Origin of the sequence: Rhizobium sp. LjRoot98 (assembly GCF_964252935.1) — a bacterium.
Classification (GTDB): Bacteria; Pseudomonadota; Alphaproteobacteria; order Rhizobiales; family Rhizobiaceae; genus Pararhizobium.
The window spans coordinates 163,922-186,754 of record NZ_CAXUPW020000003.1 but is presented as its reverse complement, the minus strand read 5'-3'; the positions used below and the strand labels follow the sequence as shown (position 1 = coordinate 186,754).

The 22,833-nt window shown below is 60.1% G+C and carries 20 protein-coding genes; 12 read left to right on the top strand and 8 right to left on the bottom strand.

From position 1 onward, the window contains the following. Positions 1-82 precede the first annotated feature (82 nt). The gene (locus ACSQ3J_RS12785) at positions 83-1,210 is read left to right on the top strand and encodes an NAD(P)/FAD-dependent oxidoreductase (RefSeq protein WP_060502579.1); all 1,128 of its coding nucleotides are present in this window, start codon (positions 83-85) and stop codon (positions 1,208-1,210) included. Here ACSQ3J_RS12785 and ACSQ3J_RS12780 read toward each other — a convergent pair. Together ACSQ3J_RS12780 and ACSQ3J_RS12775 are read right to left on the bottom strand one after the other, a co-directional pair. Further along, entirely contained in the window at positions 1,185-2,720 is a 1,536-nt protein-coding gene (locus tag ACSQ3J_RS12780) for a UdgX family uracil-DNA binding protein (protein ID WP_082511987.1), read from the bottom strand. The two genes, ACSQ3J_RS12785 and ACSQ3J_RS12780, sit on opposite strands and share 26 nt — an antisense overlap. Beyond that, entirely contained in the window at positions 2,720-3,952 is a 1,233-nt protein-coding gene (locus ACSQ3J_RS12775) for a putative DNA modification/repair radical SAM protein (RefSeq protein WP_060502848.1), read from the bottom strand. The genes ACSQ3J_RS12780 and ACSQ3J_RS12775 overlap by 1 nt, the downstream gene beginning before the upstream one ends. Before the next feature lie 124 nt (positions 3,953-4,076). Between ACSQ3J_RS12775 and ACSQ3J_RS12770 the strand changes: the two genes are divergently transcribed. Together ACSQ3J_RS12770 and ACSQ3J_RS12765 are read left to right on the top strand one after the other, a co-directional pair. Beyond that, positions 4,077-4,637 carry a DJ-1/PfpI/YhbO family deglycase/protease gene (locus ACSQ3J_RS12770; RefSeq protein ID WP_060502578.1) on the top strand — a complete coding sequence of 187 codons (561 nt, stop codon included), beginning with the start codon at positions 4,077-4,079 and terminating at the stop codon, positions 4,635-4,637. Between the two features lie 24 nt (positions 4,638-4,661). After that, positions 4,662-5,165 (top strand): pyridoxamine 5'-phosphate oxidase family protein, encoded by a 504-nt coding sequence (locus ACSQ3J_RS12765; RefSeq protein ID WP_436039273.1) that lies wholly within the window; start codon positions 4,662-4,664, stop codon positions 5,163-5,165. A 59-nt stretch (positions 5,166-5,224) separates the two neighbouring features. Here the strand turns inward: ACSQ3J_RS12765 and ACSQ3J_RS12760 are convergent, their stop codons facing one another. Then, positions 5,225-5,821, bottom strand: a complete 597-nt coding sequence (locus tag ACSQ3J_RS12760; RefSeq protein ID WP_244481947.1) for a flavin reductase family protein — start codon at positions 5,819-5,821, stop codon at positions 5,225-5,227. A gap of 251 nt (positions 5,822-6,072) precedes the next feature. Between ACSQ3J_RS12760 and ACSQ3J_RS12755 the strand changes: the two genes are divergently transcribed. Then, positions 6,073-6,249: a hypothetical protein gene (locus tag ACSQ3J_RS12755; RefSeq protein WP_164491976.1), complete on the top strand. Its 177-nt coding sequence runs from the start codon at positions 6,073-6,075 to the stop codon at positions 6,247-6,249. A 16-nt stretch (positions 6,250-6,265) separates the two neighbouring features. Here ACSQ3J_RS12755 and ACSQ3J_RS12750 read toward each other — a convergent pair whose 3' ends face one another. Continuing rightward, on the bottom strand, positions 6,266-7,177 hold the full coding sequence (locus tag ACSQ3J_RS12750) for a helix-turn-helix domain-containing protein (protein WP_436039272.1): 912 nt from the start codon (positions 7,175-7,177) through the stop codon (positions 6,266-6,268). A gap of 191 nt (positions 7,178-7,368) precedes the next feature. On the opposite strand from ACSQ3J_RS12750, the gene ACSQ3J_RS12745 reads away from it, so the two are divergent. The 7 genes from ACSQ3J_RS12745 to ACSQ3J_RS12715 all read left to right on the top strand — a co-directional run bounded on the left by ACSQ3J_RS12745 (position 7,369) and on the right by ACSQ3J_RS12715 (position 17,244). Then, positions 7,369-8,841, top strand: a complete 1,473-nt coding sequence (locus ACSQ3J_RS12745; protein WP_060502575.1) for an alpha-glucosidase/alpha-galactosidase — start codon at positions 7,369-7,371, stop codon at positions 8,839-8,841. A 173-nt stretch (positions 8,842-9,014) separates the two neighbouring features. Next, positions 9,015-11,102 carry an ABC transporter substrate-binding protein gene (locus ACSQ3J_RS12740; protein ID WP_060502574.1) on the top strand — a complete coding sequence of 696 codons (2,088 nt, stop codon included), beginning with the start codon at positions 9,015-9,017 and terminating at the stop codon, positions 11,100-11,102. A gap of 79 nt (positions 11,103-11,181) precedes the next feature. Then, positions 11,182-12,195: an ABC transporter permease gene (locus tag ACSQ3J_RS12735; protein WP_060502573.1), complete on the top strand. Its 1,014-nt coding sequence runs from the start codon at positions 11,182-11,184 to the stop codon at positions 12,193-12,195. Next, entirely contained in the window at positions 12,192-13,313 is a 1,122-nt protein-coding gene (locus tag ACSQ3J_RS12730) for an ABC transporter permease (RefSeq protein WP_060502572.1), read from the top strand. The genes ACSQ3J_RS12735 and ACSQ3J_RS12730 overlap by 4 nt, the downstream gene beginning before the upstream one ends. Positions 13,314-13,323: 10 nt before the next feature. After that, on the top strand, positions 13,324-14,994 hold the full coding sequence (locus ACSQ3J_RS12725; RefSeq protein ID WP_060502571.1) for an ABC transporter ATP-binding protein: 1,671 nt from the start codon (positions 13,324-13,326) through the stop codon (positions 14,992-14,994). 17 nt (positions 14,995-15,011) lie between these two features. Then, positions 15,012-16,382 (top strand): alpha-glucosidase/alpha-galactosidase, encoded by a 1,371-nt coding sequence (locus tag ACSQ3J_RS12720; protein ID WP_060502570.1) that lies wholly within the window; start codon positions 15,012-15,014, stop codon positions 16,380-16,382. Between the two features lie 115 nt (positions 16,383-16,497). Then, complete coding sequence (locus ACSQ3J_RS12715; RefSeq protein WP_060502569.1) at positions 16,498-17,244, top strand: hypothetical protein; 747 nt, start codon at positions 16,498-16,500, stop codon at positions 17,242-17,244. Positions 17,245-17,337: 93 nt separating this feature from the next. Here the strand turns inward: ACSQ3J_RS12715 and ACSQ3J_RS12710 are convergent, their stop codons facing one another. The 4 genes from ACSQ3J_RS12710 to ACSQ3J_RS12695 form a co-directional block, all read right to left on the bottom strand. Further along, the gene (locus tag ACSQ3J_RS12710) at positions 17,338-18,942 is read right to left on the bottom strand and encodes a DUF1963 domain-containing protein (protein ID WP_060502568.1); all 1,605 of its coding nucleotides are present in this window, start codon (positions 18,940-18,942) and stop codon (positions 17,338-17,340) included. Between the two features lie 366 nt (positions 18,943-19,308). Continuing rightward, a complete protein-coding gene (locus ACSQ3J_RS12705) occupies positions 19,309-19,995 on the bottom strand; it encodes a D-lyxose/D-mannose family sugar isomerase (protein WP_060502846.1) in 687 nt (228 codons plus the stop codon). A gap of 22 nt (positions 19,996-20,017) precedes the next feature. Further along, on the bottom strand, positions 20,018-20,803 hold the full coding sequence (locus ACSQ3J_RS12700; protein ID WP_060502567.1) for an SDR family NAD(P)-dependent oxidoreductase: 786 nt from the start codon (positions 20,801-20,803) through the stop codon (positions 20,018-20,020). After that, positions 20,796-21,533, bottom strand: coding sequence for a FadR/GntR family transcriptional regulator (locus tag ACSQ3J_RS12695; protein ID WP_060512089.1), 738 nt, complete (start codon positions 21,531-21,533; stop codon positions 20,796-20,798). Before ACSQ3J_RS12695 ends, ACSQ3J_RS12700 begins: the two co-directional genes overlap by 8 nt. 123 nt (positions 21,534-21,656) lie before the next feature. On the opposite strand from ACSQ3J_RS12695, the gene uxuA reads away from it, so the two are divergent. Next, on the top strand, positions 21,657-22,832 hold the full coding sequence (uxuA, locus tag ACSQ3J_RS12690) for a mannonate dehydratase (protein ID WP_060512069.1): 1,176 nt from the start codon (positions 21,657-21,659) through the stop codon (positions 22,830-22,832). Position 22,833 lies beyond the last annotated feature (1 nt).

Sequence of the window (22,833 nt, the reverse complement as noted above, 5' to 3'; positions counted from 1 at the left end):
CTATAAATTTGAACATTGAAGGGGGTGCCTCTAGGGTCCGTCTGCGCGATGGAGATCGCGAGAGAGCAGGGGACGAACTGACATGCAGACATTCGACGTGGCCATCATCGGCGGCGGCATCGCCGGGCTGTCGCTCGCCTATTTTCTCAGCCCCCATCGCTCTGTCGTCGTGCTCGAACGGGAAACGGCGCTCGGCTACCACAGCACCGGCCGCTCTGCCGCCGAATTCGTGCTGCGGTACAATGCGCCGGAGGTCTGCCAACTGGCAGCGATCGCCAAGGATTTCTTCGATAGCCCGCCGGATGGATTTTCGGACATCCCGCTGTTGAAGCAGCGTGGCGGCGTGATGATCGCCACGGCCGAAAAAGCCAAACGTCTGGGGGAGGTTTTCCGCGCAGAAATCGGCTTTACGCCCGAGCTGGAAATGCTGGACGAACAGGACCTGTTGACGCGCCTGCCGGTCCTGAAACCCGGCTATGCCGCCGCGGCATTCTACGATCCCAACTTCTGGGATATCGAGGTGGAAAGCCTACTGCAGGGCTATGTCAAAGGCGCGCGCCGCAACGGCACGGAGATCCGCGAGCGCCACGCGGTTCTGTCCGCCAGCCATGATGGCCAGGCTTGGACCATCGAAACGTCATCAGGCGCTGTCCGTGCCAAAACCGTGGTCAATGCGACCGGTGGTTGGGCTGATGCGATGGCGGAAATCTTTAGCGTCGAACCACTCGGCATCATCCCGCATCGCCGCACGGCCATCACGGTCGATCTTCCGGAGGGGATCGATATCTCCGACATGCCGGAGATCAATGAAGTCGACGAAGACTTCTACATGAAGCCCGATGCCGGCCGGCTCTTCGCCAGCCCGGCCGACGCCACCCCATGCGAACCCGGCGACGTGCAACCGGAGGAACTCGATGTCGCCTGGGCCGCCCATTATGTCGAAGAAGCGACCACAATCCCAATCCGCCGCGTCGCCAAGAGCTGGGCCGGTATGCGCAGTTTTTCGCCCGACAAGCTGCCGGTGATCGGCTTTGCGCGAGATCATCGGGATCTCTTCTGGCTCGCAGGTCAAGGCGGTTACGGTATCCTGACTTCACCGGCCCTTGGCGCTTTGGCTGCCAGTCTTTTGACAGGTCAACCTCGGCCGGAAGGCTTTAGCGTAAAGGCACTTGATCCCTCAACGTTCAACCCACTCCGATTGACGGCTTGATATCACCCGTTGCGGGTACCCTCCACTCCACCGCGGGATGAGACATCGCCTGCCTCCCGAAGGAGGCCGCACGAGCAATGTCCGAGCGAAACCGCGCCATTTCTTCCAGCCTGCGTCCCTCATCCGGGATGCGCAGGAGATAGGCCGGATGCACGGTGACAAGCAGCAACTGCCCGTGGCTAAGCTGCAGCATCTCGCCGCGCAAATCGGCCAGACGCTGCCGGCTATCGGTCAGCGCCATCAGTGCCGTTGACCCCATTGCCACCACCAGCTTCGGCTTGATCAGTGCCAGTTCCCGCGTCAGCCACCATTTGCAGTGCTGCACTTCCCCGACATTCGGCTTCTGATGGATGCGGCGCTTGCCGCGCGGCTCATATTTGAAATGCTTGACGGCATTGGTGACATAGGTCTCCTTGCGATCCAACCCTGCTTCCTGAGCAGCTGTATTGAACACCGCGCCCGCTGGGCCGACGAAGGGCCGCCCGGCCAGATCCTCCTGATCGCCCGGCTGTTCGCCAACGATCATGATCCTGGCATCCTGCGGTCCTTCGCCAAAAACCGTCTGCGTCGCACTGCAATGCAGGGGACAGCGCGTGCAATGGCGTGCCTCCTCGCGAAGCTCCTCAAGCGTCCCTGCCGACGCCTGCACGATGTCCGGCTCGGCTCGGGCGAGGGCCTGCAGCCGTTGGTGAAACAGCGGGGCTTCGCTCGCTGCCCGTTCGGCCATGGCAACGACGCTCGCCTCGGCTCCGGCAATCAAGCCCGGGATGAGTTCCGCCTCCGGCAGGTTCTTCCAGTATTTCTTCGGCATCTCCGTCATCATCATCTTCACCTTCAGACGGGCCGGGTTGAAGATGTTGGAAAAATAGGTTTGCCATAGCCTATCGGTGCTATCCACCAGCATCGGATTTGCCGCGGGTTCCGTTGAAATCGTCAAGGCGTCGCCATCCCAGGCCGCCGTCCCTTTCGGCGTGGCGATGATCCAGTCCATGTCGGTAAAACGGCGCTGGAAGAACGGCGCGGCGCGCGCAACGATATGATGATCGGGCTCGAACCAGGCCAGAAAACGCCGGCGCGCATATCCCTGCTCGGCATCGATCTCCTTGAAGCGGACGAAGGCCGTCATCTTGTGGCAATCGCGCCGCACGGATTTTTCCATCGCATGCAGCTGGGCCACGTCGGCATCGGAGAGCACCTGCAGAAGCGTGCGCTCACGCTGCAGCCGAAAAAGAATCCGGTAGAGAAGCTGGAAACGCAGGGGATCGCTGTGGCAGATCACAGCTTGTGCCAATGACAAAAACGCCTTTGGGACAGTCACGGCCGGCACGGACGCTGCAGCGGTATTAGGCGCCTGCGGTGCTTCGGCAGCAGGTCCGAACAGATCGTCCACCGCACCGTTCCTGCAACGCCAGTCAATCATTCGCGGCTCTGTGCGGGCAAGCAGCAGAGTTCGGGCAGCCTCCCGCCACTCCGTCAAATCTCCCCGGCCCTCCAACGTAACCGTTACCATCACAAAAGCGCCAGCTGTTCGGGTTTGGGCTCGAACATGGCCCGCAGATCAGAGCGATCGATCAGCCGATGCGGTGTCCAGCCCTCGGTGACGACGAAGGACTGCACTTTCTTGATCGAGACGTGCAGGCGCGCCAGATCCTCCAACCGCAAACGGCGGTGTCGCCGGGCAGACAGAATGCCGCTGACGGCCTTTGTTCCCAACCCCGGCACCCGCAGCAGCATCTCGCGTTCCGCCGTGTTGATATTCACCGGAAAACGATGGCGATTGGCCAGGGCCCAGGCGAGCTTCGGGTCCAGTTTAAGGTCCAGCATACCATCCGGCTGGTTCTCGGTAATTTCCTCGATGCCGAAACCGTAGAAGCGATAGAGCCAATCGGCTTGGTAGAGCCGGTGTTCGCGCATCAAGGGCGGTTTGATCAAAGGCAGATTTTTCGAGGCGTCGGGGATGGGGCTAAAGGCAGAATAATACACCCGGCGCAGTCCGTAGCTGCCATAGAGCCGTGCGCTGGTGCCAAGTATGCCCTTGTCATTGGTTTGATCAGCCCCGACAATCATCTGCGTGCTCTGGCCCGCCGGTACGAAACGCTTACGCCGCTTCGTCTGCAGTGTCGGCTCGCCGGCAGCCTCGATCTTCAGCCTGAGTTCACCCATCGATTTACGGATGTTGGCCGGCCGCTTTTCCGGCGCCAGCCGGGTCAGCGCAGAATCAGTCGGCAACTCGATGTTGATAGAGAGACGATCGGCATAAAGTCCGGCCTGCTCGATCAACAGTGGCGAGGCCTCCGGGATCGACTTCAGATGAATATAGCCACCGAATTTGTGGGTGACACGCAATTCCCGTGCGATGCGGACCATTTCCTCCATCGTGTAATCCGACGAGCGGATGATCCCCGACGAAAGAAAAAGGCCTTCGATATAATTGCGCCGGTAGAATTCCAGTGTCAGCCAGATGACCTCCTCGACGCTGAAGCGTGCCCGCTCGACATTGCTGGACGACCGGTTGATGCAATAGGCACAATCGTAGATGCAGAAATTCGTCATCAGGATCTTGAGCAGCGAAATGCAACGTCCATCCGGCGCATAAGCGTGGCAAATGCCTGACCCTTCGGTCGATCCCAAGCCGCCGGACTTGGACGAATCCCGCTTCACCGTCCCGCTTGAGGCGCAAGACGCATCGTATTTGGCGGCATCGGAAAGGATGGCCAAGCGTTCATTCAGCGATTTCTTCATATTGTTCATGATATGTTCTTTTCCGATCTTCGTCAACGTGAGGAACCCGAAAGATCGGAACGATTGGCGGAGGCGGCCGTTGTAGGCACGAACCCTCTCAAATCTTGAAGAAGGAGATGGCCTCATGCCGTTCATCGACAAATCCAAAATCCTCATTCTTGCCACCCATGGCTATGAACGCTCCGAACTGCGCGTGCCGCTGGACGAGCTGAAAAACCGTGGCGCGAGCGTCAAGATCGCTTCTCTCGACAACGATCCTATTAAGAGCTGGGACAAGAAAGACTGGGGCGACACGGTGAATGTCGACCTCCTTGCCAGGGATGTGAATATCGACGATTTCGATGCACTTGTTCTGCCCGGCGGCCAGATGAACCCTGACATTCTGCGTCACGATACGGATGCGATGCGCGTTGTCAGGGAATTCGTCGCGTCCGGCAAGGCTGTCGCAGCCATCTGCCATGCGCCTTGGCTGCTCATCGAGGCCGATGCGGTGCGTGGTCGCAAGATGACGTCCTATATCTCGATCAAGACCGACATGAAGAATGCCGGGGCGATCTGGTCGGATGAGGCTGTCGTGACCGATAAGGGCATCATCACTTCGCGCAATCCAGGCGATCTGCAACCATTCATCGCCAAGATCGTTGAGGAGGTCGAAGAGGGCCGCCATGAGCGCCGTGCCGCCTGATCCCGCCGCAGGAAAGGAAAAACAATGGCCGATCTTTCAAAGACCAAAAATGATCCGTTACAACAGCTGTGGGACGTGGCTGGCGATATCCATGCCGGGATGCTGGGCGTCGAGGGCTCCAAGCAGCATATGCAGCCGATGGCACCTTTCATCGAAAAGGAAACCAATTCAATCTGGTTCTATTCCAGGGCCGATAGCGATCTCGTCAAGGCAGTGCGTACCGGCGACCGGGCGCATTTCTGCATCATCAGCAAGGACCATGACTATCACGCCTGCCTCGCCGGCATGATCGACGAGGTGGAATCCCGGACGCATATCGAAAAATTCTGGTCGCCGATGGTGGGCGCCTGGTTCGAGAACGGTAAAGACGATCCATCCCTGACGATGCTTCAGTTGAAGCTCGATGACGTGGCAATCTGGGCCTCTTCGAACAGCACGCTGCGCTTCGGATGGGAAATGGCCAAGGCCAATCTGACAGGCAAGGAGCCGGATCTCGGCATCCATACCCAGATATCACTGCCACACTGACCCCTCATCGGTGTGGATCTGGCGTCCCGTCCCCGTTCCTCGGGGGCGGGGCGTTTTCATCAGAGCGAAAAGCGGCCGTATCGGCCATTGCTATAGACCAAAGAATGTCCGTCGCCAGCAACGATGGAGACGACGCGGCCGAGAATGATCGCGTGGCTGTGGCGTTCGATCACCTCGTCCACTTCACAATCAATACCAGCCAACGCACCGCGCAGGACAGAAGCCCCGCTTGCCAGCGTAAACCACTCTGCTCCGTCATAGCGCTCGCTTCCCTTCAAACCGCCCTTGCCGGCAAACCGGTCGGCGACATCCTGCTGGTCGGCGCTGAGAATATTGACGCAGAAATGCCCGTAGCGGCTGATGATGGGCCAGCTGGACGAGCTGCGATTGATGTTGACGATCATCGTTGGCGGATCGACGGACAGAGCAGTGGCTGACGTCACTGTCGCGCCGGTCCGTTCGTCACCAACGCCGGCGGTAATGACGGAGACACCACCCGGCATCCGCCGCATCGCCGATTTCAAGGCATCCTCATCCGCCACATGCGGAAAGGACTGCCCCTGTGGCGCGATGGTTCGGTCGAGCGAATTTCTCAAAGCGAGGTTCATGCGGGTCCACTCTTTTGCCGTCTCGTTCACGATGGCCGATTTACGCATGGAAAATGCCCTCGTCTCAAGCAAAGAACACCCGTGGCCGCCCGGGAAGCCGGATCGCTTTTTCAATCATCATAAAATTTATAGATTATATTATTTTCTAAAGGGAGACGAAATTTGCCAAGCTTGGATGCTCTCCGAATGCAGCTTCGCCAAATAGGATATCAAAAGTATAGACTATTGACAGTCGCATCAATTGTGTCAGGATTGTGTTAACGGCCGTTAACCGGTCCACGGAAACAGCGGAGAACGGAATGTTTTATCACGGTGGAATGACACTGGGTTACCTGACACCTCCGGTGAAAAAAGAAAAGGCCATCCGCGTGGAAATGCCCGTTCGCCAAAGCCGCGAAGAGCAGACCGAGTATGAACAGGAGCGCGATCAGGAACTGAGCCGCGCGTTTCTCACGCCCTGGCACCTCTTCTACTGATCCGTAGGCAGATAGACTATTGGGCCGCCACCGCGCCACGGCCATTGGCAGCGATAGAGGAATACATGCCCGTCGTGCGGAATTCCGTCGGGCTGGCGCCGAAATAACGGCGGAACACCTTGGCGAAATAATTCGGGTCTTCGAAGCCCGCCATGATCGCCACCTCCTTGACAGAGAGATGCGCCGCATTGGTCAGCAATTTCGTGGCGCGCCGCAACCGTTTACGCAGCACGAATTCGGCTGGTGGCATGCCCTCGCTGGCGGCAAAGACCCGAGAGAAATGCGCCCGGCTGAGACCCGAAACCTCAGCGAGGGTCTCGACCGGCAACGGGCGCTCAAGATTGGCCATGATGTGGTCGATGACATGCTGCATCGTCCGGTATTCCTGGCCGATAACAGGATGCGAGCCGAAAACATCGTCATACAACACCATCGCCGATTCATATGCGATGGCGGACGCATTGCCCGGGGCCTCGGCGCCACCGGAAATCAGCCGCAGACTGCAATCGGCAAGACGCTCGATCGTTTCCGGCTTGAGATTGAGGATCGGCCCGGTGGTCGCAAGAATCGCCTTATGGATGCGCAACGCTTCCTCACCGTTCATGGAAATCCAGAAAAACTCCCAGCGTCCGTTCCGCTCCAGCCAGTAGCGGTGATTGTGGGGCACCAGAACCAGCAGGGTCTCGCCCTCGCGCACCCGATAGGTGCGGTTTTCGTAGCGCAGGTTTCCCGCGCCGGCGATCGTGTGCTGAACGGTGAACGGTGTCTGCCCGCGCTTGCGGCCATCCCAGTCATAGGTCTCGTCGGTGCGGATTTCATAGCCCGTGCTGGTCGGCATTGTGTGCAGGCTATGGCGTCCGCGCGGCAGGGAAACCGTCCGCATCACCGGTCCATTCTCGATCAGTCGTTTCAGCATAGAATTACCCATGAAAGCATAATACCTCTCTGGCGGCACCTTTCATTATACGCATAATGCCCCTCAACAAAGCAAGATGACCGGATTGGAACGGCATCGACGGGGAGAACCGGCACGCAGAGTGCGTTTGATCGCAATGTGTCCGGTGCATTGATTTTACCCTGTCCGTTCTTCCCGGCCAAACGACCAGCGACGAGGACAGCATGAGCAGCTTCAAGATAGCCATTATCGGCGCCGGCAGTGTCGGCTTCACCAAGAAACTCTTCACCGACATTCTCTGCGTGCCGGAGTTCCGCGATGTCGAGTTCGCGCTTACCGATTTGAGCGAGCACAATCTCGGCATGATCAAGTCGATCCTCGACAAGATCGTCGCCTCCAACAACTTGCCCGCCAAGGTCACCGCCTCGACCGACCGCCGCGAGGCAATATCGGGTGCGCGCTACATCATCAGCTGCGTCCGCGTCGGCGGTCTGGCAGCTTACGCCGACGATATCCGCATCCCCTTGAAATATGGCGTCGACCAGTGCGTCGGCGATACGATCTGCGCCGGTGGCATTCTCTACGGCCAGCGCAATATTCCGGTCATCCTCGACTTCTGCAAGGACATCCGCGAACTGGCCGAGCCGGGCGCGAAGTTCCTCAACTATGCAAACCCGATGGCGATGAACACCTGGGCTGCGATCGAATATGGCAAGGTCGATACGATCGGTCTTTGCCACGGTGTCCAGCACGGCGCCGAACAGATTGCCGAAATCCTCGGCGCCAAGGATGGCGAACTGGATTACATCTGCTCCGGCATCAACCACCAGACCTGGTTCACCGATGTCCGCGTCAAGGGCCGCAAGATCGGCAAGGATGAGCTGGTCGCCGCCTTTGAGGCACATCCGGTCTTTTCACAGCAGGAAAAGCTGCGTATCGATGTGTTGAAGCGTTTCGGCGTCTATTCCACCGAGAGCAACGGCCACCTGTCGGAGTACCTGCCTTGGTACCGCAAGCGGCCGGAGGAAATTACCCGCTGGATCGATATGTCCGACTGGATCCACGGTGAAACCGGCGGCTACCTGCGCCATTCGACCGAGACCCGCAACTGGTTCGAGACCGAATATCCGCAGTTCCTGGAAGACGCAGGTAAGCCGATCGATCCGGCCCGCCGTTCCAACGAACACGCCAGCCATATTCTGGAAGCACTGGAAACCGGGCGCGTCTATCGCGGCCATTTCAACGTCAAGAACAACGGCGTCATCACCAACCTACCGTCGGACGCGATCATTGAATCGCCCGGCTTCGTCGATCGCTTCGGCATCAACATGGTCGCCGGTATCACGCTGGCGGAAGCCTGCGCTGCCACCTGCATGTCCTCGATCAATGTCCAGCGCATGTCGGTTCACGCCGCCATCTCAGGCGACATCGACCTCCTGAAACTCGCGGTGCTGCACGATCCGCTGGTTGGCGCCATCTGCACACCGGAAGAGGTCTGGCAGATGGTCGATGAAATGGTCGTCGCCCAGGCCGAGTGGCTGCCGCAATATGCCCATGCAGTACCCGCAGCCAAGGAACGCCTAGCCAGGGGTACCGTGAAGACCCGTGACTGGAAGGGCGTTGCCCGCCGCGAAGTGCGCTCGATCGATGAACTGCGCGCCGAGAAGGAAGCAACGAAGCTGAAAGCCGCAAGCTGAGCTGCAGCAAGACGCGCAAGACCCGTTTGCTTGAGGAGGAAATCGGTCTGAGGGTGGGCAATCCGTTGCCCGCTCCATTCCGGCAGATGGCAGGATGCCGTCATGCCGGACGCTTTTAGGAGGAGAGCCGCCCATACCGGGCCGGTCTAAAGCATGAGGGAGAAACAACGACAATGAACAGCTTTCGCCATCTGAAAACGACCAGCGCGCTGCTTTTGGGCGTGTCGGCATTCGCCGTGTCGGCAATGGCTTCCGAGCCGACCGTGGTGCCCGAGCAGCCGGCCTTCCCGGCACAGGGCAAGATCACCTACGTGCCGCGCGATTCCATCCTCGAATACAAGGCCCTGCCGGAATATCACGAGCCCGACTGGGTCACCGAAAAATTCGTCAAGGCCGGCAAGCTACCGCCGGTTGCCGAGCGCCTGCCGAAGGAGCCGCTGGTCTTCAAGACCGGCAATATGCCGGATGGCGTTGGCGTTTATGGCGATACGATGCGCCACGTCATCGGCGGCCGGCCGGAAGGCTGGAACTATTCCGCCGGACAGACGCAAGGGTGGGGCGGCATTGATATCGAAATGTCTGAATGCCTGACCCGCACCGCGCCGCTTTATCAGGTCGAGGCGAAGGACGTCGAGCCGCTGCCGAACCTCGCAAAACGCTGGGAATGGTCGGAAGATGGCCACAAGCTCACCATGCACCTGATCGAAGGTGCCAAATGGTCGGATGGCGTTCCCTTTTCCTCCGAAGACGTGATGTTCTACTGGGACGACAATGTCGTTGACCCCAATGTCTCGCCGCTCAATGGCGCAACGCCGGAAACCTTCGGCGAAGGCACGACACTGAAAGCCATCGACGCCAACACCGTCGAATGGACTTTCAAGGAGGCTTTCCCGCGCCAGTATCTCTACTCCATGGCGTACGGCACGTTCTGCCCCGGTCCGGCCCACATTCTCAAGACCAAGCACCCGAAATACGCCAAGGACTTTACCTACGACCAGTACAAGAACGGCTTCCCGCCGGAATACATGAACATTCCGATCATGGGCGCCTGGGTTCCGGTCGAATACCGTCCCGACGATATTATCGTCATGCGCCGCAATCCCTACTATTGGAAGGTGGACGAAGCCGGCAACCAGCTGCCCTATCTCAACGAGCTGCACTACAAGCTCTCGACCTGGGCCGACCGCGACGTGCAGGCGATTGCCGGTTCCGGTGACCTCTCCAACCTCGAACAGCCCGAGAATTTCGTCGAAAGCCTGAAGCGCGCCGCCCAGGATACCGCACCGGCACGCCTCGCGTTCGGTGCCCGGCTGATCGGTTACAATCTCTATATGAACTTCTCCGGCAATGGCTGGGGCGAACCGGACGAACGCGGCCAGGCGGTGCGGGAGCTCAACCGCAATGAGGACTTCCGCAAGGCCATCACCATGGCGGTCGATCGCAAGAAGATCGGCGAATCGCTGGTCAAAGGCCCCTTCACCGCCATTTATCCAGGCGGCCTTTCTTCCGGAACAAGTTTCTACGACCGCCAGTCGACCGTCTATTATCCGTTCGACTTGGAAGGCGCCAAGGCCCTCCTCGAAAAGGCCGGCCTGAAGGACACCGACGGCAACGGCTTCGTCAACTATCCGGCCGACAAGCTTGGCGGCAAGGATGTCGAGGTCGTGTTGCTGGTCACATCCGACTACAGCACCGACAAAAACCTCGCTGAAGGCGTCGTCGGCCAGATGGAACAGCTGGGCATTCGGGTAGTGCTCAACGCGCTCGACGGCAAGCAGCGCGACGCGGCCAACTATGGCGGCCGCTGGGACTGGATGGTGCTGCGTAATGGTGCAGAACTGTCATCCGTGGTGCAAAACACCCCGCAGCTCGCCGCAACGGGTCCACGCACCAGCTGGAACCACCGCGTGCCGGAAGGTGGGCAGCTTGATCTGATGCCGTTCGAGCAGGAGCTTGTCGATATCGTCAACAAGTTCATTGCCTCGAGCGACAATGACGAACGCACGGAGTTGATGAAGCAGTACCAGAAGGTCGCCACTACCAACGTCAACTCAGTCGGCCTGACCGAATATCCAGGCGCGCTGATCGTCAACAAGCGCTTCTCGAACATTCCGGTCGGTGCGCCGATCTTCATGTTCAACTGGGCGGAAGACACGATCATCCGCGAACGGGTGTTCGTCGCCGCAGACAAGCAGGGTGATTACGAACTGTTCCCTGAGCAACTGCCCGGCAAGCCCGGCGAAAAAGGCCCGATGAACTGATCGATAGACTCCGCTTCCCAGGCCGCGCCATCAACCCGGCCTGGGAAAATCCCAAAACACACAAGAGAACCTAACAGCCATGTTCCGATTTCTGCTTGTGCGCATCGCGTCAGCCATACCCGTCCTTTTCGTGCTCAGCGTGGTCACCTTCGCGATCATCCAGGCACCGCCGGGCGACTATAGCGACTATATCCGGTCGCAGATGATCAACCAGGGCGGCGCATCCTTCGAGGAAGCCGACGCCCAGGCGCAGGCCTACAAGGTCGCTAACGGGCTGGATAAGCCGATGGTCGTCCAGTACGTCAACTGGATCACCGGTATCGTCACGCGCGGCGATTTCGGCCATAGCCTGTTCTACAACAAGCCCGTTTCCGAGGTCGTCGGCGAACGCCTGCCGCGCACGCTGGCTCTGGCGCTGGTCTGCCACATCCTCGCTTCCATTATCGGCATCACCTTCGGCATTCTTGCCGCCACCCGGCAATATACGTGGGTCGATACCCTGCTCTCCGGCATATCTTTTCTTGGCATGACGGTGCCGCGCTTCCTGATGGCACTGATCATCGTCTATATCCTGGTGTTCCACTTCAACGTCACCGAGATCAACAGCTTCCACTCCGCCAAATATGGCGGCGCGCCGTGGTCGTGGGACAAATTCGTCGATCTCCTGAAACACGTCTGGCCGGTCATCGCCATCGCCACGTTCGGCGGCCTCGCCTACAATATGCGCGTCATGCGCGGCAATCTGCTCGATACGCTGAACGCCCAATATGTCGAGACCGCGCGGGCCAAGGGCCTCTCCGAAAGCGCCGTCATCATGCGTCATGCGGTACCGAACGCGCTGCATCCGCTTGTCATGTATCAGGGCGTCGTGCTGCCCTATATGCTGACCGGCGAAATCGAAACCGCGATCATCTTCGCGTTGCCGACCGTCGGCCCGGCCATCGTCGGTTCGATGTGGGTCGGCGACGTCTATGTCACCGCAACCTTCATGCTGGTCCTCTCCGCCACGCTGATCGTCGGCAACATCATCGCCGACATGCTGCTGGCCCTACTCGATCCTCGTGTCCGTCTGGGTGGAGGAGCGCACGCATGAAAGCCGACGTTCAAAACACGCTCACTGTTCCGGTCCCCGCCGCACACCATCACAACGAAACCTATCTCGCGTTAGTCTGGCGCCGCCTGAAGCGCTCCTGGACGGGAATGGCCGGCCTCATCCTCGTCTGCCTGCTGATGCTGATGACGATCTTTGCCGAGTTCTTCTCTCCCGTAGACCCCAAGCTTACCGGCGTCGCCTTTGCCCCGCCGCAGACGATCTCGATCACCGATCAGGAGGGCAATCTCGTCTGGCCGCGCACCTACCAGATCGGTGAAGGCACCGAGCTTGATCCTATCACCTTCCAGCCGATCGTCGGCCCGGACTATGCCAACCCGCAGAACCTTGGCTTCTTCGTCAAGGGCTTCAGCTACCGGCTACTCGGCCTGATCCCCACCGACCGCCATTTCTTCGGCGCGACCGACGGTACGCCCGTCAACTTCCTCGGCACCGACAAGTTCGGCCGTGATGTGCTGTCGCGCATCTTCCATGGCTCCCGCGTCTCGCTGATGATCGCGTTGACGGTGGTGTTCATCGTCACCGTCGTCGGCACCACCGTTGGCATGGTCTCCGGTTATTTCGGCGGCCGCTTCGACACCTGGATGCAACGCTTCGTCGAGCTTGTCCTCGCCTTCCCACAATTGCCGCTCTATCTGGCGCTGACGTCGCTGATCCCGGTAACGGCGCCCACCAACGTCTTCCTCGCCTTCGTCATCTTCGTCATGTCGGCGCTCGGCTGGGCGCAGATGTCGCGCGAGGTGCGCGGCAAGACGCTGGCGCTTGCCCGCATCGACTATGTCCGGGCGGCGATGGCGATCGGCGCCACAGACCGGCGTATCATCTTCCAGCATATTTTCCCCAATGTGATGAGCCACGTGATCGTCTCCGTGACGCTGGCAATCCCCAGCGTGGTGCTGCTCGAATCCTTCCTCGGCTTCCTCGGCTTCGCGGTCAAACCGCCGCTGATGTCCTGGGGCCTGATGCTGCAGGATACCGCCACCTATTCAGTCATCGGATCCTACCCCTGGATCCTTTCCCCCGTGGCCTTCGTGCTGATCACCGTCTTTGCGTTCAATGCGCTCGGTGACGGCCTGCGCGACGCCGTCGACCCATACTGAGGAGACGACCATGGCACTCGTGGACATCAGCACACTTGCCCCCGAACAGCGGCACGACCATGCCGCCGCGATCGGTACCCCGATCATCGACGCGCGCCATGTCGGGGTGACGTTCAAGGTCGAGCATGGCACTATCGACGCCGTCAAGAACGTCTCCTTCCAGCTTTATCGCGGCGAAACCATCGCGGTCGTCGGCGAATCCGGCTCAGGAAAATCGGTGACGGCCCGCACGATCATGGGCCTGCTCACCAAGCGCGCCAGCGTCTCGGAAAAGTCGAGCATCGAGTACGACGGCAAGAATGTGCTCAAATTCTCCGACCGGCAGCGCCGGGCGCTGCGTGGCAACCGCATTTCGATGATCTTCCAGGAGCCGATGAGCTCGCTCAATCCGGTCTATACGATCGGCGCTCAGATCATCGAGGCGATCCGCGTGCACCAGAAGATGAATCGCAAACGGGCGGCCGAGCGCACGCTGGAACTGCTCCGCCAGGTGCAGATCCCCGATCCGGAAACCCGCCTCAACCAGTATCCGCACCAGCTCTCCGGCGGCCAGCGCCAGCGCATCATGATCGCCATGGCGCTTGCCAACAATCCCGACGTGCTGATCGCTGACGAGCCGACGACCGCGCTCGACGTCACCGTGCAGGCCCAGATCCTCAACCTGATCCGCGACCTGCAGAAGACGCTCGGCATGGCAGTGATCCTGATCACCCACGACCTCACCGTCGTGCGCCAGTTCTCTGATTATGTCTACGTCATGCAGAACGGCGAGGTGAAGGAACACAACACCACGCCGGCGCTTTTTCAGAACCCGCAGCACCCCTACACGAAGCATCTGCTCAACTCCGAGCCGAAGGGCATGGCCAATCCGATGCCGGTTGATTCCGCCGCCATCCTCGAAGGCCGCAATGTCCGGGTTTCCTTCATGCTCAAGCATGGCGGCTTCTTCAAACCGCAGCTGAAGGAACTGGTCGCGGTCGATAGCCTCAGCCTCAAGCTGCATCGCCACGAAACGCTCGGGCTCGTCGGCGAATCCGGCTCGGGAAAAACCACCTTCGGCCAGGCGCTGGTCAAGCTTTTGACGGCTGAGAGCGGCGAAATCCTGTTCGATGGCCAGTCGATCGAAAAGAACAGCCGCGAACAGATGCGCCCTTTGCGGTCACGCATGCAGATCGTCTTCCAGGACCCCTTCTCGTCCCTCAACCCGCGCATGTCGGTTGGTCAGATCATCGAGGAAGGCCTGATCGTCAACAAGCTCGGAGCCACCCGCAACGAACGGCTGGACCGGGTGAGGGAAGCGCTCAACAGCGCCGGGCTGCCCAACAACATTCTGTCGCGCTTCCCGCACGAATTTTCCGGCGGCCAGCGCCAGCGCATCGCCATCGCCCGTGCGGTTGCTCTGGAGCCGGAATTCATCCTGCTCGACGAACCGACTTCAGCGCTCGATCTGTCGGTGCAGGCCCAGATCATCGAACTGCTGCGCAAGCTGCAGGACGAGAAAGGACTGAGCTACCTCTTCATCTCCCACGATCTCAAAGTCGTGCGCGCACTCTGCCACCGGGTGGTGGTGATGCAGCATGGCAAGATCGTTGAAGAGGGTCCGGTCGAAGACGTTCTTACCCATCCCAAGACCGCCTACACCGAACGGCTCGTCCGCGCCGCCTTCGACGTAGCCGCCTAAAGCAAAGAGGCCTATCCATGACCAGACAACCCAAGATCACCTTCATCGGCGCGGGCTCGACCGTGTTCATGAAAAACATCATCGGCGACGTGCTGCAGCGCCCGGCGTTATCAAGCGCAAAGATCGCGCTGATGGACATCAATCCGCAGCGACTCGAGGAAAGCGAAGTCGTCGTCAGCAAGCTGATCTCGACGCTCGGTGCCAAAGCCACCATCGAGCTGCACTCCAATCAGCGCAAGGCGCTCGATGGCGCCGATTTCGTCGTCGTCGCCTTCCAGATCGGCGGCTTTGAGCCCTGCACGGTTACCGATTTCGAAGTGCCGAAGAAATACGGCCTGCGCCAGACCATTGCCGATACGCTCGGTGTCGGCGGCATCATGCGTGGCCTGCGCACCGTGCCGCATCTCTGGTCGATCTGCGAGGACATGATGCAGGTCTGCCCCGAGGCAATCCTCTTGCAATACGTTAACCCGATGGCGATCAACACCTGGGCAATCGCCGAAAAATACCCGAAGATCAAGCAGGTCGGCCTCTGCCATTCCGTCCAGGGAACGGCGATGGAACTCGCCCACGATCTCGATATTCCCTATGAGGAGATCCGCTATCGTTCGGCCGGTATCAACCACATGGCCTTCTTCCTGAAGTTCGAACACCGCCAGGCCGACGGTTCCTACCGCGATCTCTATCCGGATCTCGTGCGTGGCTACCGCGAAGGCCGGGCACCAAAGCCGACCTGGAACCCGCGCTGCCCCAACAAGGTCCGCTACGAGATGCTGACCCGGCTTGGCTATTTCGTCACTGAAAGCTCGGAGCATTTTGCCGAATACACGCCCTATTTTATCAAGGAGGGCCGCGAGGACCTGATCGAGAAATTCGGCATTCCGCTCGACGAGTATCCGAAGCGCTGCATCGAACAGGTCGAGAAATGGAAGGGTCAGGCCGCCGCATTCCGCTCGGCCGACAAGATCGAAGTCGCGCAATCGAAGGAATATGCTTCCTCGATCATGAACTCGGTCTGGACCGGCGAACCCTCGGTGATCTACGGCAACCTGCGCAACAATGGCTGCATCACCTCGCTGCCGGACAATTGCGCCGCCGAAGTGCCGTGCCTAGTCGATGAAAACGGCATCCAGCCGACCTATATCGGCGCCCTGCCGCCGCAGCTGACGGCGCTGATCCGCACCAACATCAACGTGCAGGAACTGACGGTGGCGGCAATGATGACCGAAAATCGCGAGCATCTCTATCACGCCGCGATGATGGATCCGCATACGGCCGCAGAACTCGATCTCGACCAGATCTGGTCGCTCACCGACGATCTGCTCGCCGCCCACGGAACCTGGATTCCCGAATGGGCCCGCGTATCGAAGAAGGTCCAAGCCGCGTAACGTCCCTCCCCGTTGCGTGACAGGAAGCCCCGGAACAATAATTCCGGGGTTTTCCTTTTGTCCGAGGTGTGGTCGAAGGGAATGACACATCGCCGATCCCCTGCAGGAGACAAACATGCCCGCCACCCTCGCCCGCCAACTGTCAGACGCCGACAATCAGGGTATCCGGCTAACATCCGCATCGCTCACTGAGCCCGCCACCCCGGCGGAAGCGTTTGCCGTGCAGCGCGAGACGCTGGCCTTGAACAATTGGCTGACCGGCGGCTACAAGGTGGCAATCCGCCCCGATGGAAGCTCGGTCTCGGCACCGATCGCCCATATCACCCATGCCAGCGAATCGGGAACCGCGGGTTTCGAGCGCCCCGCCGTCGATGCACTGGAAGTGGAAATCTGCTTCGTGCTTGGCAAGGATCTCGCCGCCCCCGGCACCACGCCCTATACCCGTGAAACCCTGCTCGATCATGTCGCCGCCATCTATTCCGGCGTCGAATTTCTGGGCCACCGGCTGGATAACGGCGGAAGCTCGCCCGCCCTGCTGTTCCTCGCCGACCGTCTCGGCAATGCCGGCTACATATTGGGCGAAGAACTGCCAGCGAAAGTGATCGAGCCCGGGCAGGTCTATCCGCTGACCATCACCGTCAATGGCGACACGGTGTTTACCGGCCCCGGCAAACACCCCAACGACGACCCTGTCGCCGGTTTTCTGGTCTTCGCCAACGCGCTGACGGAAACCGTCGCCAAGGGCCGCATCATCACCACCGGTAGTCTCTGCGGCGCCATCCCGACCCCCGCCCGCGCCGCCATCGCCATCAGCGGGTTTACCACACTGACAGTCACTGCGGCATCGACGCGGGAGGGATGAGGCGGGGGGATCTTGCGTGCTTCGGAGAGGCAGCCGCCTGCCATCTCCGGGGCAAGCATAGACAAATGACTGCCGGACGTTACAGGGCCAGTCTCAATTCGTGATCTGCGCCATGACCTGGCCAAATTCACCGCGCTCGAGGTCTGCCCTGCTGATCGTGAGTACGAGGTCGTACGTGTCTCCCCACATCCAGTTCATCAGATGGCTGGTGGGCAACTGCAACAGCGTCACTTCGCTGTCCATCGCAAACTGGTGAACATAACCGTCAGGCACGTGCCGCATCGCTCCCATTTCGTATTGCGCGTCGAAAGCCGCCTGTTCCTCGACCTTCGCCCGCCACGCCACCGGCAGCGAACGAGGATCGGAGGCGTAAAGATACGTTGCATGCTGCTGTGCGAGCACTGCCCAGTCCGATAGCCACCCACCAACTCTTGGTGCACTCAGCGTGGGAAATGCTTGCCGGGTCAGCGCACCATCCTTCTCTGGCGTCTTCATTGCCGCAAGTCTGGAGATCAAGGCATCGACCCTCGCTTCCGAGAAAGGCTCGGCCTCCGCTTCCGTTGCGGTCTTCGCGCGCAAGGCCTCTACGTCTGGCAAGTGGGTTTCCCAGGCCGATATCCGTTGCTTGGTCCAAGCCAAATTCGCTTCCGCCCGTTCCCGCGTCATGCCCGGAAGCCATGCCGGATCAAGTAATACCTGATCCAGAACCTCGATATTGGTGGCGAGCTGCTGTTGGTCCCGCCTTAAGTTTGAGCGTACGTAAGCAATGGCGGTATCGAGCAGCAGCAAGGTGGTTGCCCAATCGAACGGTTTCCAGCCCGGCTCGGTCAGGGCAAAACCCGTTTGATAACGAACCGCACGCGGATCGCCGTCCCGGCCACCACTCACCGGTTCGCGAACCAACGGGTCTTCTTCCGGTGAAGGTACCCAGACCACATCGACCGGCCACTTCGGAACATCCCTCCGGGCAAGCGAAGTCCAATCCATGGTTGGTATCTCGCTGAGGTATAACCATTCGGAATCAACCGGCAGAAGCGGCTGCACCGGAGCACCGCGAGACTGGGTATGAAGTATCTTCGCGACGGTATAGCCCTCCTCGGAGCCGAGGAAAAACGACAGCCAGCCGGCGCGTGGTCCCACGCCATCCCAGAGATCGGCAGGAAGGCTGGAGCAATCGATCTGGGCTAGGAATTCTGCCGGTTTTCCATCGCAGACCGGCCATGCGGTGCCTTCGGGCAGCGATGGCGTTCCGCCAAACCAGCTGCGCGGCGGCACACCGACCAAGATCGGCACCTGCGGCACAAGCCGGACGAAGGGTTTCGGCCGCTGATTGGCAGTCACCATCTCGTGCTCGCGTGCAACCTGTTCGATAGCGCCGATCAGGAGGTTCTTCATGAATTGCTTGTTCTCGGGGCTCAACTCGCTCTGGGGCGACCGATCCACCGCACGCCGCATGCGTGCCGGCGTAATTGCGGCAGGCTCCGGCTCTAATGGCCGCGCGGTGCGGGGGCTGCCATAATAGACGAGAATCGGCAGAAAGAGCGTTAGGAAAACAAGAAGCGCCTGAGTGTTGGTGTGGCCCAGCCAGGAGACCAGGCCGATCCGTATAGTGGCGTCGATCCCTTCAACCGCACGCGGCACTTTCTCGGTAAAGCTTGCCAGCAGCCCGGTGCTGAAATGGACAGTGAGCAGCAGCATAAGGGCAAAAACGATAACGGCACGTCCCACTGTGTTCATCGCTACCTCGAAGATTAGATCGACAGACAATTATTGGTTGTAATTATTGATAAGTCGTCAAACGGGAAGCGAATATGGAGGGAATCGGACGTGTGTTATTTGGCACATCTTCCCCCGCGTCCGTCTTCCTCTCCTCGGGTTTAACCCGAGGACCTGTGGCAGGATCCAGCTCCCGCGCGTCCGCACGGTGAGAAAACTGGCCAACCCAAAAGGAAGAGAATCCCCTTGCGACATAGACGCGGCGCGCTGGATCCCGGAACAAGTCCAGGATGACAGGGAAATTGGAGGCCCAAAGCCGAACGAAACGTCAGGCAAAGGCCCGACCGCCTACCGCAACCACCCCGCATAATCCGGCACCAGCAGATGCAGCGGCGCCTCGTCTTCCTCGATACCGGAAAACCGCGTCACGGCCGGATCCTCGAAGATATTGTCGGTATTGTCGTCGTTGACGGTCGAAACCTCGGCGACAAAGACATCGGCGCCCTCGCCCCAGAAGGCGTGCCAGTCGCCGGGCATCAGCGTCACGCTTTCGCCTGGGGAAAGCTTCAGCTTGTAGCCCGGCGCCAGATCGCGCCAGATGCCGTCCGTCGCCACCCGCGTTCCCTTGTTGCGATCGCATTGCCCGCCGGTATCTCCGAACAGCTCGATCACCAGCGTACCGCCGCCGCGATTGATGATGTCCTCGGCCTTGAGGATATGCCGGTGCATCGGGGTCAGCTGGTCCTTTCGGGCGATCATTGCCTTTTCCGCATAAAGCATGCCGCGTCCCCGCTGCAGGTCGGCAAAACGTCCGTTGCGGACGGTGAAGAGAAACAGTCCGGTCTTTTCGAAATCGCCAAGACCGAAATCGGTGATATCCCAACCGAGCGACGCACTAGTGATCCCGTCGATCTCGCCCTTGCGCGCCTGCATCTCGTCCGGAGACCAGCGCGAAAACGGCGGCAGGATGAAGCCGAACGAGCGCATGAAAGCCTCGCTCTCGCGCATGATGGCATTGATGGCGCTGCGTTTCATCGGAATGCTCATTGTCTCTCCCTCAGCGAACGCCGATGCCGGCCGTCAGGCCGCCGTCGATCCGGTGATCCGATCCAGTGATAAAGCCCGCCTTGTCGGAGGCGAGGAAAGCCGCAAGCACGGCCACCTCCTCCGGCTCGCCGATCCGCCCCAGCGGATGGGCGGCGCCGAAGCGTTGAAACACGCCGTTGATATCGGCATCGGGACCTTCGAATGTCCGCGCCGCCAGTTCCAGGATGGGCGTGCGCACCGAACCCGGGCTGATCGACACGACCCGGATGCGGTCAGTGGCAAAATCCAGCGCCATCGCCCGCGTCAAGGCATGGATCGCGCCCTTGGAGGCGACATAGGCGGAGACGCCGCTCTGGCAGGCATGGCCCTGCACGCTGGAGAGGTTGACGATGACGCCGCCGCCGCGCCTGCGCATCTCCGGCACGCCGAATTCCGCCGTCAGGTGGATCGAGCCGACATTGACGGCCATGCAGCGCATGAAAATCTCGAACGGTGTCGTCTCCACCGTGCCATAGGGGTGAACAGCGGCCGAGTTGACGATGATGTCGATGCCGCCGAACGCCGCCACCGCGGACGCCATGGCACGCTGCACATCGGCGGGGACGGACACATCGGCGTGAAAGACGGTCAGTGCAAGGTTCTCGGCCACCGCCATCGTCTCAAGCTCGGCATTGGCTGCCTGATCGATCCCGAGCGAAGCAACGGCCGCGCCCTGCCGGGCGAGATGCAGAGCAACGGCGCGGCCGATACCCGTCGTTCCGGTGACCACCGCGACTTTTCCGGTAAATTCACGCATCGCCTACCTCCCGTCCACTGGCCGCTTCCAATCCTGCGGTTTGTCCGCCTCGCGCCGCCGGAATGAACTCCAGCCCCGCATCGAGATGCCGGTCCATATGATAGGCGAATCCGATCCGGTCACGCTCACGCAGCGCCTTGACGATATCGGCATGTTCGGCGGTAACGTTTTCAAGCACCAGCCGCTGCGACTTGCCGGCCAGCATCAACCGCCCGATCACCGGTTTCAGCATGCCGTAGGTTTCCGACAGCGTGCGGTTTCCGGCCGCATCCACCATCAGCTTGTGGAACTGATAGTCGAGTTCGGACGCCTCTTCCGGCGTACCCGCCTGCCGTATCCGCGCATTGAGCATCTCCATCCCTTCAAGGGTTTCCTCGGTGATCCGGGTCGAGAGCAGATCGAACAGGTTGATCTCGGTCAGCCGCCGGTAACCCTGGACATCGCGGAAAGCATCGACGGAAATGTCCATGGCAAAGGAAAACAGATCGCGCATCGCCGTCTGGTGCTGATCCGTCAGCACGGCACCGACCTTTTGTCGGGATTCGGCCACGCCATAGGCCTTCAGCGTCCGGAAGGCCTCGCGCACCGTGTTGCGGCTGGCATCGAACATGACGGCGAGCTCCGCCTCGCTTGGCAGAACGTCGCCGACGGTCAGGCCACGCTTGCGGATAAGATCGCGGATGTGGTCCACCATTCCGTCAACGGCAGAACCCCGCACGCCGTTCTCCATGCCATTCTCCTTGCCCAGCTTGTGGCAGCATATGTCCGACATAATGATCGGATCAACACTCCCGTATTGATTTTCCGAAAATTAACGCATTAATTGTCCAACATTATAACAGGAGAGATGGACATGCTCGAAAGCTGGCGCTGGTTTGGACCACAGGACCCGGTTACTCTTTCGGATGCGCGCCAAGCGGGCGCACATGGTGTCGTCACCGCCCTTCACCATATTTACGATGGCCGTATCTGGACACCGGATGACATTGCCGAGCGTATGGCGCTGGTCCGGAAAGCCGGAATGACCTGGTCCGTCTGCGAGTCCATTCCCGTCAATTCCGCAATCAAGCGGCGCGACGGCGAATGGCGCCGGTATCTCGACGCCTGGAAACAGAGCCTTGCCAATCTCGGCAAGGGCGGCGTGCCCGTCGTCTGCTACAATTTCATGCCGGTGGTCGACTGGACCCGCACCAACCTGATGTACCCGACCGAGGCCGGCGGCTTCGCGCTGCGCTTCGACATGATCGATTTCGTCGCGTATGACGTCTTTGTGCTCAAGCGCCGCGCCGCCGAAGACAACTACGCGCCGGATGTCATCGAGGCTGCAAGACAGCGGCTTGCAGGAAAGAGCGACGACGAAATCCTGACGCTCGAAAAGAACATCATTGCCGGCCTGCCCGGTGGCGAGGATAGCCATACCCGCGAGAAAATCCGTGCCGAGATCGCCAGCTTCGATGCCGTCTCTTCCGATGACATGCGCGCCAATCTGATCGAATTCCTCAAGGAAGTCGTGCCGGTTGCGGCGGAAAATGGCGTCCGGCTCGCCATCCACCCGGACGACCCACCCTTCTCGCTATTTGGCCTCCCCCGCGTCGTATCCACGGCGGGCGACGTTCAAACCATCCTCGATGCAGTCAATGAGCCGGCAAATGGCATTACCTTGTGCGCCGGTTCCTATGGCTCGCGCACCGGCAATGATGTGGTTGCGATGGCAAAGCGCTTCGCCAGCCGCATTCATTTCGCGCATCTGCGCAACGTCAACAAGGAACCGGACGGCTCCTTTATCGAATCCGAACATCTGGCCGGTGACGTCAACATGGTCTCGCTGATTTCGGCCCTGCGCGCCGAGGAGCGGCGGCGCGAGAAGGAAGGGCGCAGCGACACCATCATCCCGATGCGGCCGGATCACGGCCATCTGTTGATCGACGACCAGAAAAAGACAGTCAATCCCGGCTACTCCTGCATCGGCCGCCTCAAGGGCCTCGCCGAACTGCGCGGCGTCATCGCCGCCGTCGACCAACTGACCTAAC

Coding starts and splice junctions, on each gene's coding strand:
- ACSQ3J_RS12785 (WP_060502579.1), top strand. CDS start 83: ATGCAGACATTCGACGTGGCCATCATCGGCGGCGGCATCGCCGGGCTG.
- ACSQ3J_RS12780 (WP_082511987.1), bottom strand. CDS start 2,720: ATGGTAACGGTTACGTTGGAGGGCCGGGGAGATTTGACGGAGTGGCGG.
- ACSQ3J_RS12775 (WP_060502848.1), bottom strand. CDS start 3,952: ATGAAGAAATCGCTGAATGAACGCTTGGCCATCCTTTCCGATGCCGCC.
- ACSQ3J_RS12770 (WP_060502578.1), top strand. CDS start 4,077: ATGCCGTTCATCGACAAATCCAAAATCCTCATTCTTGCCACCCATGGC.
- ACSQ3J_RS12765 (WP_436039273.1), top strand. CDS start 4,662: ATGGCCGATCTTTCAAAGACCAAAAATGATCCGTTACAACAGCTGTGG.
- ACSQ3J_RS12760 (WP_244481947.1), bottom strand. CDS start 5,821: ATGCGTAAATCGGCCATCGTGAACGAGACGGCAAAAGAGTGGACCCGC.
- ACSQ3J_RS12755 (WP_164491976.1), top strand. CDS start 6,073: ATGTTTTATCACGGTGGAATGACACTGGGTTACCTGACACCTCCGGTG.
- ACSQ3J_RS12750 (WP_436039272.1), bottom strand. CDS start 7,177: ATGGGTAATTCTATGCTGAAACGACTGATCGAGAATGGACCGGTGATG.
- ACSQ3J_RS12745 (WP_060502575.1), top strand. CDS start 7,369: ATGAGCAGCTTCAAGATAGCCATTATCGGCGCCGGCAGTGTCGGCTTC.
- ACSQ3J_RS12740 (WP_060502574.1), top strand. CDS start 9,015: ATGAACAGCTTTCGCCATCTGAAAACGACCAGCGCGCTGCTTTTGGGC.
- ACSQ3J_RS12735 (WP_060502573.1), top strand. CDS start 11,182: ATGTTCCGATTTCTGCTTGTGCGCATCGCGTCAGCCATACCCGTCCTT.
- ACSQ3J_RS12730 (WP_060502572.1), top strand. CDS start 12,192: ATGAAAGCCGACGTTCAAAACACGCTCACTGTTCCGGTCCCCGCCGCA.
- ACSQ3J_RS12725 (WP_060502571.1), top strand. CDS start 13,324: ATGGCACTCGTGGACATCAGCACACTTGCCCCCGAACAGCGGCACGAC.
- ACSQ3J_RS12720 (WP_060502570.1), top strand. CDS start 15,012: ATGACCAGACAACCCAAGATCACCTTCATCGGCGCGGGCTCGACCGTG.
- ACSQ3J_RS12715 (WP_060502569.1), top strand. CDS start 16,498: ATGCCCGCCACCCTCGCCCGCCAACTGTCAGACGCCGACAATCAGGGT.
- ACSQ3J_RS12710 (WP_060502568.1), bottom strand. CDS start 18,942: ATGCTGCTGCTCACTGTCCATTTCAGCACCGGGCTGCTGGCAAGCTTT.
- ACSQ3J_RS12705 (WP_060502846.1), bottom strand. CDS start 19,995: ATGAAACGCAGCGCCATCAATGCCATCATGCGCGAGAGCGAGGCTTTC.
- ACSQ3J_RS12700 (WP_060502567.1), bottom strand. CDS start 20,803: ATGCGTGAATTTACCGGAAAAGTCGCGGTGGTCACCGGAACGACGGGT.
- ACSQ3J_RS12695 (WP_060512089.1), bottom strand. CDS start 21,533: ATGGAGAACGGCGTGCGGGGTTCTGCCGTTGACGGAATGGTGGACCAC.
- uxuA (WP_060512069.1), top strand. CDS start 21,657: ATGCTCGAAAGCTGGCGCTGGTTTGGACCACAGGACCCGGTTACTCTT.